The sequence below is a fragment of the Bradyrhizobium sp. LjRoot220 genome (assembly GCF_964252915.1).
In the GTDB taxonomy this organism is placed as follows: domain Bacteria; phylum Pseudomonadota; class Alphaproteobacteria; order Rhizobiales; family Xanthobacteraceae; genus Bradyrhizobium.
Genome location: NZ_CAXUPS020000001.1, coordinates 444,998 through 460,403, shown reverse-complemented (window position 1 = coordinate 460,403; position 15,406 = coordinate 444,998). Strand labels below are relative to the sequence as shown.

The following is a 15,406-nucleotide window of genomic DNA, read 5'->3' as shown; positions in this document are numbered from 1 at the left end:
GTCAGGGCCGTTCCACTCTTTTTGAAGCCGGCGCGCCGCCGGTTCCGGCCGCGGTTACGCCGTCCGCGCCGTCGCGGATCTTTGCGCCGAGGCTTTGGTCTTGGCGAGCAGCCGCATCAATTCACGGACATCCTTCGGCGTCAGGTCACCAAAAATATCGGCGATCCACAACTCGTGCTCGGCCGCCATCTTGCGGAATTCGGCGCGGCCGGCCTTGGTCAGGCGGATCACCTGGACGCGGCGGTCGACATCTGACGTACGCCGGTCGAGATGGCCGGACTCCACGAGGCGTTCGACCAGCCCGGTGACGTTGCCGTTCGACACCATCATCCGTTTCGAAACGTCAGATAGCGTCATGCCGTCGGGCACCTTGTCGAGCTGGGCCATCAGGTCGAAGCGCGGCAGCGTCACATCGAAGCGCTCGCGCAAACGGCCGCGAACTTCGCCCTCGATCAGGGTGGTACAGGTCAGAAGGCGGAGCCACAGCCTGATTTCCTCGCCGTGATCTTCGGGGAGTTCGACAGCCTTGGTCTCTGAATCAAGAATCATGACGCCATCTTGCCTGACTAATGCGCGAATCCGAACGGACCGCAGCTTGGCATCATTGCCCAGATTTCTTTAGGGTTCAAGCATTTGGCGCGCAGCTTGCATAGGTTCTTATGGGCGGCCTTGTTGCTTGCCGCAGACGTTGTCCTCGGAATAAGCTGGATACCGAGAATTTGACTGGGGTGGTTTCGGCGCTCGCCGAATGAAGGAGTTAGTGATGATGCAGCCGTTGAAGTTGGCGGGACTTAAATTGACCTTGCTTGCGGTCTTGCTGAGTGTCGCCGCAGGACAAGCCACGGCGCAGGAGAAGATCAAGATCGGCGTGATCGTGACGCTGTCCGGCCCTCCGGCAGCCCTCGGCCGGCAGGTCCGTGACGGTTTTGCGCTCGCGGTCAAGGATCTCGGCGGCAAGATGGGCGGCAAGGATGTCGAACTCGTCGTGGTCGACGACGAACTGAAGCCTGACGCCGCCGTGACCAAGGTCAAGGGACTGCTGGAACGCGAAAAGGTCGATTTCGTCGTCGGACCGATCTTCTCCAACATCCTTCAGGCCATTCACAAGCCGGTCATCGACAACAAGACGTTTTTGATCAGCCCGAACGCGGGTACGTCGACCTATGCCGGCAAGGAGTGCAGCCCGTTCTTCTACGTTACTTCCTACCAGAACGATCAGGTCCATCAGATCCTCGGCAAGGTTGCGCAGGACCGCGGCTACAAGCGCGTCTATGTGCTGGTACCGAACTATCAGGCCGGCAAGGATTCCGCCGCCGGATTCAAGATCGACTACAAGGGCGAGATCGTCGAGGAAAGCTATTTGCCGCTGAACACCTCCGATTTCCAGGTGGAGCTCACCAAGATCTCGTCCGCCAAGCCCGACGCGCTCTTCACCTTCATGCCGGGCGGCCTCGGTGTCGGGCTTGTCAAGCAATACCGCCAGGCCGGCCTCGCCGACCGCATCCCCGTTCTGTCCGCCTTCACCGTCGACGAATCGACGCTGCCGGCGCAGCAGGATGCCGCTGTAGGCATGTTCGGCGGCTCGAACTGGGCACCCAATCTCGACAATCCGCAGAATAAGAAGTTCGTCGCCGGCTATGAGGCCGCTTACAACATCGTGCCCGGCACCTACGCCTTCCAGGCCTATGATGCCGCCCTGCTGATCGACAGCGCCGTCAAGGCGACCAAGGGCGATCTTTCCAACAAGGACGCGGTGTCGGCGGCGCTGAAAAAGGCCGACTTCACCTCGTTGCGCGGCGACTTCAAGTTCAACGTCAACGGCTATCCGATCCAGAACTTCTATCTGACCAAAGTGGCAAAGCGCCCGGATGGTAAATTTCAGACCGAGATCGTCGAGAAGGTCTTTTCGAATTACGGCGACCGCTACGCCAAGGACTGCACTCCGACAAAATAAGCGGTGAAAATGCTGGAAGGAAACAACATGATGAAAACCGAAATCGCCGGGATCACCCGCGCCAATGAGGGCATCCAGGGAATCTCCTGGAACATCCTCGGCCAGACCTATGTGCCGAAGAGTGTCACCGAGCATTCCTTCTCATGGCATGCGACCTTCCCGCCCGACACCTTCGTGCCGCCGCACATCCATCCGGACCAGGATGAGTATCTCTATATCCTGGAAGGCAAGCTCGACTTCTTCCTCGACGGCGCCGAGACGCAGGCCTCGTCGGGCGATCTGGTGCGGCTGCCAATGGGCAAGCCGCACGGCATTTTCAACAAGTCCGGCCGGACTTCAAAGGTGCTGTTCTGGGTCTCGCCGACGCGCCGGCTCTACGATCTGTTCTGGAACATTCACAACATGAAAGAGCAGACGCCCGACGCCGTCGTCGCGCTGGCCGCCGAGTACAACGTGCACTTCCTGCCGCCGCCTCTGGGGGCGTGAGGTTCTCGACCCTCATGGTGAGGAGGCGCGTCTTCGCGCCGTCTCGAACCACGAGGCCCGCGTGTGGCCATCCTTCGAGACGACCGCTTCGCGGCCTCCTCCAGCGATGAGCTTACGCTCACGCGGGGATGAGGATATTCATTGTTGCGATCGGGCTTCGATGCCCTGGCGGCCCCTACCGCACCGCCGCAAGCGACGGCGCCGCAAAGCCCGCCTTGGATGCATAACCGCGCACGATCGCTTCGCGCTGGCTGTAGCTCAGCACCTTCTCGATATCCCTAAAACCATCGGGCGCCAGTTGTTCGACCGCGTCGATCACGCCTTCGGGGCCGCCGCGGCGGTTCGCGCGCACGATCTCCGCCGTCATTGGCAGTCGCTTCTGCTCATAAGCCAGCAGCGCCTGGCGCGGATGTTCGGCATGGGCCAGCGAATCCGCAAGCGCCCGTGCATCGAGGATCGCCTGCGAGGCGCCGTTGGAGCCGACCGGATACATCGGATGCGCGGCGTCGCCGAGCAGCGTTACCCGGCCCCAGGTCCAGTACGGCAAGGGATCGCGGTCGCAGCAGGGGTATTCATAAAACTCCGGCGTCGCCGAGATCAGCGTGCGGACGTCGACATGCGGCACCGAGAACCGCGCCACATGCGGCATCAGTTCTTCGCGCTTGCCCTGCCGCGACCAGTCCTCGCGACGCGGTGGCGGCGCATTGCCTTCGCCGACCCGCACCATCACGGCCCAATTGGTCAGCCGGTTGGCGGGGCTCGATCCCTCCGCGATCGGATAGACGACGACTTTTGCATTCAACCCACCGGCCACGATCATCGAACTACCGGTCAAGAACATCGGCCAGTCGCGTGCGCCGCGCCACAACATCAGTCCGTTCCAGCACGGCGGCCCCTCGTCCGGAAACAGCATCTCGCGCACGCGCGAATGAATGCCGTCGGCCCCGATCAGGACATCACCGCGCGCGGTCTTGATATGCGCGCCGGTACGGTCGAAGAAATGGGCGATCACGCCGCCTTCGTGCTGCGCGAACGCGCCGAGCCGGCAACCGGTGTGGATCGCCTCCGCGCCCAGACGTTCCTCGACCGCGCGATGAATGACGCTCTGGAGGCGGCCGCGGTGAACCGAGAATTGCGGCACGTCATGACCGGCACCGAGGCCGCGCGGCTCGCGCCAGACTTCCTGGCCGTGTCGGTTCAGATAGTACAGCTCATCGGTACGAACAGCCGCCGCATCCAATCGATCCAATAGCCCGAGGCCGGCAAGTTCGCGGATCGCATGCGGCAGCGTGTTGATGCCGACGCCGAGTTCGCGAATGCTGTCGGACTGCTCGAACAATTCGCAATCGATGCCACGGGCGCGCAGCATCAGCGCGGTGGTGAGGCCGCCGATGCCGCCTCCGACGATGATCGCTTTCATCCGCTCAAACTCCACTCAACTGTCTCTCCCTCTCCCCGCAAGAGCGGGGCGGAGAGCGACAGAGCGTGCCATCCTGCCTATTCGGCTGCAAGCGGCTTTGTCGCCTCGGCCTTGAGCTCGGCGCGGGTTTTCGGCTTACCCTTAATTTTGAGATCATCGAAATCCTGCCGGTCGCGGACAGAGTTGCGGAAAATCTGCTCTTTTCCGGGGAGATATTGCGGCGGGCAGGCGATATCCGAGGCGCCGTACCAAGCCGCCGCGCGCATGGTGAAGGAAGGATCAACCAGATGCGGCCGGCCCAGCGCCACCAGATCGGCGCGGCCGGCGGCGAGGATGGTGTTGACCTGATCTGCTGTCGTGATGTTCCCCACGCACATCGTCGCAACCCTTGCCTCGTTGCGGACCTGCTCGGAGAATGGCGTCTGGAACATGCGGCCGTAGATCGGCTGTGCATCGCGCACGGTCTGTCCGGTGGAGACGTCGACGAGATCGACGCCGGCCTCGCCGAACGCGCGCGCAATCGCCACGGCATCGTCGCCGGTGACGCCGCCCTCGGCCCAGTCGGTGGCGGAGATGCGCACCGACATCGGCTTGTGCGCGGGCCACGCCGCGCGCATCGCCTCGAATATCTCGAGCGGATAGCGCAACCGGTTTTCGAACGTGCCGCCATATTCATCAGTGCGGGTGTTGGTCAGCGGCGAGATGAAACTCGCGAGCAGATAACCGTGCGCGCAGTGCAGCTCCAGCAGGTCGAACCCGCAGGCGTCGCCACGGAGCGCGGAGGCGACGAATTCGGCCTTGACGCGATCCATCGCGGCGCGATCCATCTCCCGCGGCACCTGGCTATCGGGGAAATAAGGAATTGGAGAAGCCGACAGCGTGTCCCAACCGCCCTGCTCCAGCGGCCGGTCCATGCCCTCCCACATCAGCTTGGTGGCGCCCTTGCGGCCGGCATGGCCGAGCTGCAAGCAAATCTTGGCCGCCGAATTGGCGTGGACGAAATCGACGATTCGCGTCCATGCGGCCTGCTGCGCGTCGTTCCACAGCCCGGTGCAGCCCGGCGTGATCCGCGCGTCACGGCCAACGCAGGTCATCTCGGTAAAAATCAAGCCGGCACCGCCGATCGCGCGCGAGCCGTAATGCACCAGATGGAAATCGCCGGGCACGCCCTCCTTCGCCGAGTACATGCACATCGGCGACACTACCGCGCGATTGGCCACTGCCATCTCGCGCAATTTAAATGGCTGGAACATCGGCGCGACGGGTTTTTCGATATCGACGTCAAACCCCCTCGCGCGGACGGTCTTCGCAAACGCCTTGTCGACCTCGCCCACAAAATCGGGCGCGCGCAGCGTGAGATTATCGTAGGTGATCGCCTTGGCGCGGGTCATGACGCCGAAGGCGAACTGCACGGGATCGAAATCCCAGAAACGGTCGACATGTTCGAACCAGACCAGCGAGACGTCGGCGGCATGCTGGGTCTTCTCGACCTCCTCGCGCCGGCCCCGCTCGTAGGTCTGCAAGGCGGCATCGACGGTCGGCGCGTGCGCCATCGCTTCCGCAAGCGCGATGGCGTCTTCCATCGCAAGCTTGGTGCCGGAGCCGATCGAGAAATGGGCGGTCGCCTTGGCGTCGCCGAGCAGGACCATGTTGTCCTTGACCCAGCGCTCGCTGCGGATCATCGGGAAATTGCGCCACATCGACCGGTTGGTCAGCAGCTTGTGCTCGCCGAGGAACCAGCCAAAAATCTCCGCCATGCGATCGGCGGATTGCGCTTCACTCAGGCCTTCAAGGCTAGCGCGCGCAAACGTCTCGGCATCGGTCTCGAAGATCCAGGTCGACCGGCCGACTTCGTATTGATAGGCGTGGGCGATGAACGGGCCCCACTCCGTCTCCTGGAAGATGAAGGTGAAGGCATCGAGCGGCCGGGTCGAGCCCATCCAGGCGAACTTGTTGGAGCGTAAGTCGACTTCGGGGCGGAAATGCTCGATGTATTTGTCGCGGAAGCGGCTGTTGATGCCGTCGGCCAGCACGATCAGGTCGGCATCGGCGAAACATTCCTCGTCGTCGACGTCGGTTTCGAACAGCAGCGTGACCCCGAGTTCGCGGGCACGCTCCTGCAGGATCAGCAGCAGCATGCGGCGCGAACAGCCGCAAAAGCCGTTGCCGCCGACCCGATGCACCGTGCCGCGGAAATGCACGGCAATGTCGTCCCAATAAGCGAATTCCTGGGTGATGCGGCGGTAGCTCGGCGGGTCGTATTTTTCGAAATTGTCCAGCGTCGCGTCCGAAAACACCACGCCGAAGCCGAACGTGTCGTCGGCGCGGTTGCGCTCGTAAACCGTGATCTCGGCCTGCGGCCGCTGCTTCTTCAAGAGGATCGCGGCATAGAGCCCGGCCGGTCCGCCGCCGATTATCGCCACCTTCATCAGCGCCTCCGAAGCAAGCTGCCGGGTCATCGAAAATTACTTTAAACCTAAAGCAATTTTCCCGCAAGGCCCCCTCGCAACATCTGCCGACCTCATCCTGAGGAGCGGCCTCTTGGCCGCGTCTCGAAGGATGGGCCGCGGGCCTCCATGGTTCGAGACGGCGTTGACGCGCCTCCTCACCATGAGGGGAAGAAGCCTACCTCAATCCCCTTGGAACACCGGCGTCCGCTTGTTGGAAAACGCCTCGAACGCCCGGGCAAAATCCTCGGTCGTCATGCAGAGCGCTTGCGCCACTGCTTCCGCCTCGATCGCCTCCTCCACCGACATCGCCCATTCCATCGCCAGCATGCGCTTGGTCATGGTGTTGGCGTAGGTCGGCCCTTCCGAAACCTGTTTCGCCAGCGCTTGCGCCTGCGTCAGCACCTGGTCGGGTGCCACGATACGACTGAAGAAGCCCCAGCGCTCGCCCTCGTCAGCGGTCATGAAGCGGCCGGTATAGAGCAGTTCCGACGCCCGTGACTGACCGATGATGCGCGGCAGGATCGCACAGGCGCCCATGTCGCAGCCGGAAAGACCGACCTTGTTGAAGAGGAACGCGACCTTGGCGCCTGATGTCGCCAGACGCATGTCCGAGGCCATCGCGATGATCGCGCCGGCACCGGCGCAGATGCCATCGACGGCGGCGACGATCGGCTGCGGACAGGCGCGCATCGCCTTGACAAGATCGCCGGTCATCCGCGTGAACGCCGTGAGGCCCTTGGTGTCCATCTGCACCAGCGGGCCGATGATCTCGAAGACGTCGCCGCCGGAGGAGAAGTTCCCGCCGGCGCCTGATACCACGATGGTCTTGACCTCGTCATCCATCGCACAGGCACGGAAGAAATCCGTCAGCTCGCGATAACTGTCGAAAGTCAGCGGATTCTTTCGCTCCGGACGGTTCAGCGTCACGGTGGCGACCTTGCCATCGACATCAAGCAGAAAATGCTTCGGCGAATATTCCGCCAGCGGCAGCGTGACGGGATTGGCGGGTCTGCTCATGGGATTTTCCTTTTATTATTCGTCATTGCGAGGAGCGAAGCGACGAAGCAATCCATTCTTCCTTTGCGGCGAGATGGATTGCTTCGCTGCGCTCGCAATGACGAGTTCAATTTCAAACCTCGCCGCCCGCCACCGCGACCGCCTGGCCCGTAATGGCGCCGGCTCCCGCGCCGCACAGCCACAGCACGGCATCGGCAACTTCCGACGGCGCAACAAGGCGGCCCTGCGGATTGTGCTTCGATAGTTCGGCGATCGCCTGCTCCCGGCTGCGGCCGGTCTTCTTGATGATGTTGTCGATCGAGCCTTCGAGCAGATCGGTCTCGGTGAAGCCGGGGCACACGGCGTTCACGGTAACGCCGCTCTTGGCGGTTTCCAGCGCCAGCGAACGGACGAGGCCGATCACCGCATGCTTCGCCGCACTATAGGCGCTCACATAGGCGTAGCCCTTCAGGCCTGCGGTCGAAGCGATCGCAACCACCCGCCCCCGGCGGCGCTCCAGCATTCCGGGCAAGACGGCCTGCGTGGCGTGTACCACACCCATGAAATTGACGTCCATCATGCGCTGGAACAACGCCGCATCGGAGCGGCCGAACGGCGCAGATTCGGCCGCGCCAGCATTGGCGACCATAATGTCGATGGGCTGCCGCGCGGCGGCCTCCGCGATGGCCGCCTTGACGGAAGCCGCGTCGGCGACATCGGCAGTAGCAGCGAATTGCGCAGCACCCGATGCGATGGCTTCATCCAGCGTCGCCCGATTGCGGCCGAGCACGGTGACGACAGCGCCAGCTTCGGACAGTGCCGCAGCCACCGCACGGCCGATGCCCCGTCCGCCGCCGGTAACGAGCGCATGCTGGGAATGCAACGGTTTGGACATCGGTCGGCCTCCCGGAACTGAGCCCCACACTTATTTTAAACTTCAAGCTTTTGCAAGGAACGCAGCGCGCCCGGCCGGATGCGCTTGACAGGGAACAGCTTGAGGATAGCGTCATCGCGACAGCTACACAGGGGTCAACAACATGGCGGCGCTCGAAAAAGGCATCACGCGGAACGGCACTGGATATTCCGGCAAGACCTGGAACATCCTCGGACAGGTGTATTTCCCCAAGGCCGTGACGGACTCGACCTTTGCGTTCGAAACCAACAGCGATCCCGGCCAGTTCGTGCCGGTTCACATCCATCCGACCCAGCACGAATTCATCCTCGTGCAAGACGGCACGCTGGATCTCAAGCTTGACGGGGTCTGCGTGCAGGCCAAGGCCGGCGATCTGGTGCGGCTACCGCGCGGCATCCCGCACGGCTATTTCAACAAGTCGGACAGACCTGCGCGCGCGCTGTTCTGGGTTTCACCGACTCAGAAGCTGGAAGCGCTGTTCAACCAGCTGCACAATCTAAGCGATGTCACCGAAATCGTGCGCATCTCGGCCGAGCATGAAGTGAATTTTCTGCCGCCGGAAGCTAACGACTAGAATTCTGCGCAAACTTTAGCTGCGCGCGGGCACAAGGCAGCACAGGCAGGGTCATGTCGGCGAAGCTAATTCGCGCGACGAAGCATCCAGGCTTTCAGTTGAAAATGGACTGCCTACGCCCCGGCAGCCGGCAGGCTGGCGGCGGCGATCGCGACGATCTGGGCCAGGCGGCGTCCGATCCGGGACGGCGCGTTGCGCAGAAATGTACGTACCTGTCGCATCACTTCATCTTCCATCGGCGCCGGCGGAACGGTCGTTCCACAAATCAGGCGCACCACGGAAAATGGTCGCAACGGGCTAACTAGTCGAGATACTTAGGAAAATAGCAATGTGCGCTTCGTCTGGAGGCCAATTGGCAGTGGATTTATTGCCGTGATCGAGCCCGCCGCGGGGGAAATCTTCTCCCCCCTTTTTGGGTTCATAGCCCCGTGATGCCGCTGTCGACCGCCAGGGTCTGCGCATTCACGTAAACGCTCTCGTCGGACATGAAAAACAGCGCGGCGTAGGCGATCTCCCATCCTGTCGCCATCCGGCCGAACGGAGCACCGGCCGCACTTCGCGATGGCCGGCCGGCGCTGGTGTGGCGGCCGAGCGGCGTGTCGACCAGCCCGGGGCAAATGATGTTGGCGCGAATGCCGCGCCGCGCGCCCTCCTTGGCGACGTTGCGCATCAGGCCGCCAAGCGCCGCTTTCGACGTGTCATAGGCAATCAATCGCGAGCCGGACCGCAGGCCTGCGATCGACGAAATGAAGACGATCGATGCGCCGTCGGCGATGTGCTTCAGCGCCTTGCGGCAGCAGAGCATGGGACCCGTCAGATTGACCGCAAACGTGTCGTTCCATTCCTTGAGGTCGACGCCGTCGAGACCGAGTGCTCCGACCCCGATGCCGACATTGAGCACCATGCCATCGAGACCACCGAGGCCATCGATCGCCTCATCGATCATCCTGACGACATCGGCTTCACGCGCAATGTCAGCCTCGATCGAAAAGGCCCGACCGCCTTCGCCCGCAATGCGAGTGACCGTGTCATCCGCGCTCGCACGATGAATATCCGCGACCGCGACGTGCGCGCCTTCGCGCGCAAACAGCATCGACATCGCCCTGCCGTTGCCAACCGGATCGGTAGCGGCATCGAAGGTCCGCTGCCCGCCGCCGACGACCAGGATCCGGCGCCCCTGGAGCCGTCCGCGTCCCGGCGCCTGACCTTCGGACTCCGCACTCCGCTGGCGGACGTAACGTGGCTTGTCGGTCATTCGCTTTCCTCACGTCGATCTCAGAGCAGCGCGGTCCGGCCTTCGCCCAAAATCGACGTCTATTTCGGCGAATACCCGAACGCCTGTTCGAAGCGCTTGGCGTAGGCCGGCCAGACCTCGGGATTAACAATGCGCGGCGGCCGCTTGCCGTCAAGCGCATCGAGAATTTGCTCGGCGGCGATCCTGCCCATGTTGACGCGGGCTTCCCTGGTGACGCCGGCGGTGTGCGGGCTCGCCAGCACATTGTCGAACTGCAGCAGCGGATGTTCCGGCGGCGGCGGCTCCTTGTCCCAGACGTCGAGCCCGGCACCGGCGATACGCTTGTCGCGCAGCGCATCATACAACGCGGCCTCGTCGTGAATGAAGCCGCGTGCGGTGGTGATGAAGAACGCGTGCGGCTGCATCAGCGCGAACTGCCTTGCGCCGATCATGCGACGGTTGTCCTTGGTGAGCGGGCACGAGATCGACACGAAATCCGAGCGCCGCATCAAATCGTCGAGTTCAACCTTCTCGGCGCCCCGTGCGGCGATTTCTTCTGCCGTGAGATAGGGATCGTAGGCGATCACCTTCATGTGCAGCAGGCCCTTGCAGAGCTCGGCGATGCGACGGCCGACATGGCCAATCCCGACAATGCCGATGGTCTTGCCCTGGGCTTCGTTGCCGATCAACGCATTGCGATTGACATTGGCCTCACGCCGCAGCGCGCGGTCGGATTCAAGTATGCGCTTCGACAAGGTCAGCAGCATGCCGAGTGCGTGTTCGGCTACCGAATTGGCGTTGCCGCCGGACTGGTTGACCACCAGCACGCCCGCCGCGGTGCAGGCGTCGACATCGACAGGGTCGAAGCCCGCGCCGTTGCTGGAAACGATCAAGAGATTCGGCGCCCGCTTCAACAGGTCCTGATCGACATGGAAGTGCGGCGCGAGTTCATCGCGCGCCGCGCCGATCTGATAGGCATGCGCCGCCGACAGGATCGGCGCCGCGACGGTATCGGGGCTTTCGTTCTCCAGCCGATCGAGCCGCACGTCGGGGCGGGCCTTGAGGATCTCGGTGTAGATCTCGTGGGCGAGATATTTGACGTAGAACACGCGCTTGTTGTTGACGGTCATCTTGTTGTGCAACTTTCAGTTCGGGAAGCCATAGAGATTTGCGGGATTGGTGACGAGGATGCGCTGCTGCGTCGCTTTATCAGGCGTCCAGGTCTGAAACAATTGCCGGCGGAAGCAGCGCCGGTCGCGGCGAGCATCAATACTCCAGCCGCAGCCAGCCGGAACCGAACTCCCATGACCACCCTCCCAATGTTCTCGTTATCTCACATTGTCCCATGCTGGCGCGTTGAAGCCATCGCCAAATCTGCAGATCACTGTAATGATGAGGCATGTTGACAATCCCGCCCGCGGCGTCAAGTTTCGGCGCAGTCGGCATGCGGTCAGCACCATGTCGCGAATGAAGAATTGTTGCGAGTTCAGGGGAGAAGACAGAGATGGCGGTAGCGGAGGAAAAACACTCGCCCGGGATCGCGCAGGAGAAAAGCTGGCACGGCATCTTGCTGCAATCGCTCAAGCGCAACGACATCAGCCTGGTGCCCTATGTGCCCGACCGCGTCCTGACGACGCTGATCAAGAACCTGCATGCCGATCCGTTTTTCACGACCTTTCCGACCGCGCGCGAAGAAGAGGCGGTCGGCATCGTCTCCGGCGCCTGGATGGGCGGGCGGCGCGGCGCGGTGCTGATGCAGACCTCGGGCTTTGCGACGCTCGCCAACGTGCTGGCCTCGCTGGCGATCCCCTACCAGATCCCGCTGATCATGTTCGTGTCCGAACGCGGCACGCTCGGCGAGTTCAACTACGGCCAATCACTGGTGTGCCGCACCATGCGGCCGGTGCTGGATTCGCTGGCGATGGAGCATCATACCGTGACCCGGCTCGACGAGTTCGAGTTCATCTGCGACCGCTCGATCAAGCAGGCCGTCACCACGCAGGCGCCGGTGGCGCTGATCCTCTCGCCGCTGTTGACCGGCGGCAAGACCTTCGACAAGTGAGCGATCTCATGAACAGCACCGCTGCCCGCAACACCAAGGTCATGAACCGGTTCGATCTCACCTCGCGGCTGATCGCCAAGCTGAAGAACGAGGAAGCCGTGGTCGGCGGCATCGGCAACACCAATTTCGACCTGTGGGCCGCCGGCCATCGCCCGCAGAACTTTTACATGCTCGGCAGCATGGGCCTCGCCTTCCCGATCGCGCTCGGCGTAGCGCTGGCGCAACCCAAGCGCCGCATCTTCGCGCTCGAAGGCGACGGTTCGCTCTTGATGCAGCTGGGCGCGCTGTCGACGATCGCAACGCTGGCGCCGAACAATCTCACCATGGTGGTGATGGACAACGGCATCTACCAGATCACCGGCTCGCAACCGACGCCGGGCGCGGCAGTGGCCGACATCGTCGCCATCGCCATTGCCAGCGGCCTCGGCAACAGCGCCTGGGCGGCGGACGAGGATGACTTCGAGCGCCTGATCGATCAATCCATGTCGGCTGCGGGACCGACACTGATCGGCGTGCGGATCGACGACAAGCCCGGCGTCGGCACCACCCGACGGGATCCCGTGCAGATCCGGGAACGCTTCATGCACGGGCTGGGGGTGCGGGAACCGCTCTAAAATTGGGCATTAACCAAGCGGCGCGGCAAGTGTTCGCAGGTGCAATATTTGCATCCCAAGACATGCTATCCCCCAGGGCATGTCAATCGTTCTCAAGCTCTTTGCCTGGTGTCTTGCTGCTGCCGTTGCCTTCGCCACGCTGGGACCGCCGGGATACCGGCCGCATGCCCATGGCCTTGGACAGGACGGGGAGCATGCGCTGGCCTTTGTCCTGATCGGGCTCGCCTTCGGCCTGGCCTACACGAAAAGCCGGTTGTTTACGGCGGCCATTGCCGTCGGCCTGACGGGCCTAATCGAGATACTGCAATTCTGGGCGCCGGGACGGCATGCCCGCCTGGAGGATTTTCTGGTCGACGCGCTCGCGGCCTGCGTTGGCCTCGCCGCCGCGGCGGTATGCGACGTGATCGTCAGGCGAACGCAGCGATCGAGCGCCGGCGCGTCCTGACAGAAACTCCCCGCGGGAGGATTGCTCCCGCGGAGATTGACGCTTAGTCGATGATCTTGATCACTCTGCGCGTGCGCGGCTCCACGATCACCCGGCGATCATTGACCACCGCGTAGCGATATTCGGTGTAGCGCGGCACCGTGCGCAACTTGACCGTCGGCGGCAGCGGTTCGCCCACGACGACACGCTCGCGCACCACGACTGACGGCGCACGCTCGGCCTGAATCGACGTGATCACGGCATTCGGAATTTCCAATCCAAGGCCTACCGCCGCACCCACGGTGCCGCCAACGACCTCGCCGACCGGACCGCCGACGGCGCCACCCGTTCGCGCGCCCTCCTGTGCACCCTGGACAGTGGTGGATTGAGCAAACGCCGCGCCCGAAGTCAGCAGCGAAGCGGCAATCAGCGAAACAGCAAAACGATTTTTCATCATGTCCTCCAGTGCATTGAAATGGTGTGTTTCAACCATCGGAGGCATCGGATGTTCCGGTTCCTTTCGCCGCTAAAAGCCGCCGTTCCACAGGTCAAGTTCCTCAGCGGTTCCGCGTTCGATCAAGCCTTTGCAATCTCATGGTTGGCCAACAGTTCCAGCGCGCGCACCATGCCGGAATGATCCCACGCCTTGCCGCCATGGGCGGTACAGGAGCTGAACAATTGCTGGGCCAGCGCCGTGCTCGGCAAGGAAATGCCGAGCGAACGCGCGCCTTCCAGCGCGAGATTGAGATCCTTCTGATGCAGTTCGATGCGGAAACCGGGATCGAAATTCCGTTTGATCATGCGCTCGCCATGCACTTCGAGAATCCGCGACGAGGCAAAGCCGCCCATCAGCGCCTGCCGTACCAATGCGGGATCGGCACCGGCGCGTGACGCAAACAGCAAGGCCTCGCCGACCGCCTCGATCGTCAGCGCCACGATGATCTGGTTCGCGACCTTGGTGGTCTGACCATCGCCATTGCCGCCGACCAGCGTGACGTTCTTGCCCATCTTGTCGAACACCGGCTTCATGGTGTTGAACGCGCGCTCCGGTCCGCCGACCATTATTGTGAGGCTCGCCGCCTTGGCGCCGACCTCGCCGCCGGAAACCGGGGCATCGAGATAATCGGCGCCGAGCGCCTCGATCCTTTTCGCGAACTCCTTTGTTGCAAGCGGCGAGATCGAACTCATGTCGACCACGATCTTGCCTTTCGAAATCCCCTGCGCGACACCGCCTTCGCTGAACAACACCGCTTCGACATGCGGCGTATCCGGCACCATGATGATGACGGCGTCGGATTTCTCCGCGACCTCCCGGCCCGATTTGCAGGCCACGCCGCCTTCTGTGACGAGCTCCGGCGCGATCGACGCGACGTCGTGCAGGTACAGGCGATGGCCGGCGGTCTGGAGATGCCGTGCCATCGGGCGCCCCATGGTGCCGAGGCCGATGAAGCCGATATCAATCATTTGGATTTTCCCTTGTTATTGACCAATCAGGTATCGAGCGTCAGGGCCGCGTGCCATCCGAGGCCGTCGACGGTTGTCGTCCTCGGCTTGTACTCGCATCCGACCCAGCCGCGATAGCCGATCGCGTCGAGATGCCGGAACAGGAAGGGATAATTGATTTCACCGGTGCCGGGCTCGTTGCGGCCGGGATTGTCGGCGAGCTGGACATGGGCGATCCGCGGCAGATGCTTCTGCAGGCTTCGCGCGATGTCGCCCTCCATCACCTGCATGTGGTAGATGTCGTACTGCACGAACAGATTACCCGATCGCACGTCGGCGATGAGCTGCAGCGCCTGCGCCGTTCGGCTCAAGAAAAAACCGGGGATGTCCGTTGTGTTGATCGGTTCGATCAAAAGCCTGATCCGCTCTTTTCCTAACGCGTCCGCGGCAAAACGCAGATTGCCGATCAGCACTTCGTTCAGTTCGCGCGCATCGGCCCCATCGGGTGCGATACCGACCAGGCAATTGAGCTGATGGCAATCCAGCGCCTTGGCGTAATCGATGGCGCGCGCGACGCCGTCGCGGAATTCCTCGATCCGGTCAGGAAAGATCGCGATGCCGCGCTCGCCGGCCGCCCAATTGCCGGCGGGCAGGTTATGCAGCACTTGCGTCAACCCGTGCTGCTGCAATTGTTCGCTGAGCTCGGCCTTATCGAAATCATACGGGAACAGATACTCGACACCACCGAAGCCGGCGGCCTTGGCCGCCGCAAAACGATCGAGAAACGGCTGCTCGCCGAACAGCATGGTGAGATTGGCGGCAAATTTCGGCATCGT

General features: G+C 62.7%; 16 protein-coding genes. 6 read left to right on the top strand and 10 right to left on the bottom strand.

Annotated elements, in window-relative coordinates:
• Positions 1–54: 54 nt before the first annotated feature.
• Positions 55–549 carry a MarR family winged helix-turn-helix transcriptional regulator gene (locus tag ACSQ84_RS02005; protein WP_436209974.1) on the bottom strand — a complete coding sequence of 165 codons (495 nt, stop codon included), beginning with the start codon at positions 547–549 and terminating at the stop codon, positions 55–57.
• Between the two features lie 214 nt (positions 550–763).
• On the opposite strand from ACSQ84_RS02005, the gene ACSQ84_RS02000 reads away from it, so the two are divergent.
• Together ACSQ84_RS02000 and ACSQ84_RS01995 are read left to right on the top strand one after the other, a co-directional pair.
• The gene (locus ACSQ84_RS02000; RefSeq protein WP_436209973.1) at positions 764–1,954 is read left to right on the top strand and encodes an ABC transporter substrate-binding protein; all 1,191 of its coding nucleotides are present in this window, start codon (positions 764–766) and stop codon (positions 1,952–1,954) included.
• 30 nt (positions 1,955–1,984) lie between these two features.
• Positions 1,985–2,440, top strand: coding sequence for a cupin domain-containing protein (locus tag ACSQ84_RS01995; protein WP_436211144.1), 456 nt, complete (start codon positions 1,985–1,987; stop codon positions 2,438–2,440).
• Between the two features lie 175 nt (positions 2,441–2,615).
• On the opposite strand, the gene ACSQ84_RS01990 is transcribed toward ACSQ84_RS01995, so the two are convergent.
• The 4 genes from ACSQ84_RS01990 to ACSQ84_RS01975 all read right to left on the bottom strand — a co-directional run bounded on the left by ACSQ84_RS01990 (position 2,616) and on the right by ACSQ84_RS01975 (position 8,201).
• The gene (locus ACSQ84_RS01990) at positions 2,616–3,860 is read right to left on the bottom strand and encodes a flavin-dependent oxidoreductase (protein ID WP_436209972.1); all 1,245 of its coding nucleotides are present in this window, start codon (positions 3,858–3,860) and stop codon (positions 2,616–2,618) included.
• A 77-nt stretch (positions 3,861–3,937) separates the two neighbouring features.
• Entirely contained in the window at positions 3,938–6,289 is a 2,352-nt protein-coding gene (locus ACSQ84_RS01985) for a bifunctional salicylyl-CoA 5-hydroxylase/oxidoreductase (RefSeq protein ID WP_436209971.1), read from the bottom strand.
• 201 nt (positions 6,290–6,490) lie between these two features.
• Entirely contained in the window at positions 6,491–7,327 is an 837-nt protein-coding gene (locus ACSQ84_RS01980) for an enoyl-CoA hydratase family protein (RefSeq protein ID WP_436209970.1), read from the bottom strand.
• A gap of 112 nt (positions 7,328–7,439) precedes the next feature.
• Positions 7,440–8,201 carry an SDR family NAD(P)-dependent oxidoreductase gene (locus ACSQ84_RS01975; protein ID WP_436209969.1) on the bottom strand — a complete coding sequence of 254 codons (762 nt, stop codon included), beginning with the start codon at positions 8,199–8,201 and terminating at the stop codon, positions 7,440–7,442.
• Positions 8,202–8,343: 142 nt separating this feature from the next.
• On the opposite strand from ACSQ84_RS01975, the gene ACSQ84_RS01970 reads away from it, so the two are divergent.
• On the top strand, positions 8,344–8,793 hold the full coding sequence (locus ACSQ84_RS01970; RefSeq protein WP_436209968.1) for a cupin domain-containing protein: 450 nt from the start codon (positions 8,344–8,346) through the stop codon (positions 8,791–8,793).
• A 418-nt stretch (positions 8,794–9,211) separates the two neighbouring features.
• On the opposite strand, the gene ACSQ84_RS01965 is transcribed toward ACSQ84_RS01970, so the two are convergent.
• Both ACSQ84_RS01965 and ACSQ84_RS01960 read right to left on the bottom strand, forming a co-directional pair.
• Positions 9,212–10,048, bottom strand: a complete 837-nt coding sequence (locus ACSQ84_RS01965; protein ID WP_436209967.1) for an SDR family NAD(P)-dependent oxidoreductase — start codon at positions 10,046–10,048, stop codon at positions 9,212–9,214.
• A gap of 59 nt (positions 10,049–10,107) precedes the next feature.
• A complete protein-coding gene (locus ACSQ84_RS01960) occupies positions 10,108–11,157 on the bottom strand; it encodes a hydroxyacid dehydrogenase (RefSeq protein WP_436209966.1) in 1,050 nt (349 codons plus the stop codon).
• Between the two features lie 374 nt (positions 11,158–11,531).
• Between ACSQ84_RS01960 and ACSQ84_RS01955 the strand changes: the two genes are divergently transcribed.
• From ACSQ84_RS01955 to ACSQ84_RS01945, 3 genes are all read left to right on the top strand, one after another.
• Positions 11,532–12,089, top strand: a complete 558-nt coding sequence (locus tag ACSQ84_RS01955; RefSeq protein ID WP_436209965.1) for a thiamine pyrophosphate-binding protein — start codon at positions 11,532–11,534, stop codon at positions 12,087–12,089.
• Positions 12,090–12,097: 8 nt separating this feature from the next.
• A complete protein-coding gene (locus ACSQ84_RS01950) occupies positions 12,098–12,703 on the top strand; it encodes a thiamine pyrophosphate-dependent enzyme (protein WP_436209964.1) in 606 nt (201 codons plus the stop codon).
• 79 nt (positions 12,704–12,782) lie between these two features.
• Entirely contained in the window at positions 12,783–13,148 is a 366-nt protein-coding gene (locus ACSQ84_RS01945) for a VanZ family protein (protein ID WP_436209963.1), read from the top strand.
• 43 nt (positions 13,149–13,191) lie between these two features.
• Here the strand turns inward: ACSQ84_RS01945 and ACSQ84_RS01940 are convergent, their stop codons facing one another.
• The 3 genes from ACSQ84_RS01940 to hyi form a co-directional block, all read right to left on the bottom strand.
• On the bottom strand, positions 13,192–13,581 hold the full coding sequence (locus ACSQ84_RS01940; RefSeq protein ID WP_436209962.1) for a DUF1236 domain-containing protein: 390 nt from the start codon (positions 13,579–13,581) through the stop codon (positions 13,192–13,194).
• A 122-nt stretch (positions 13,582–13,703) separates the two neighbouring features.
• On the bottom strand, positions 13,704–14,591 hold the full coding sequence (locus tag ACSQ84_RS01935; protein ID WP_436209961.1) for a 2-hydroxy-3-oxopropionate reductase: 888 nt from the start codon (positions 14,589–14,591) through the stop codon (positions 13,704–13,706).
• Positions 14,592–14,617: 26 nt separating this feature from the next.
• The gene (hyi, locus tag ACSQ84_RS01930; protein WP_436209960.1) at positions 14,618–15,403 is read right to left on the bottom strand and encodes a hydroxypyruvate isomerase; all 786 of its coding nucleotides are present in this window, start codon (positions 15,401–15,403) and stop codon (positions 14,618–14,620) included.
• Positions 15,404–15,406: the final 3 nt, after the last annotated feature.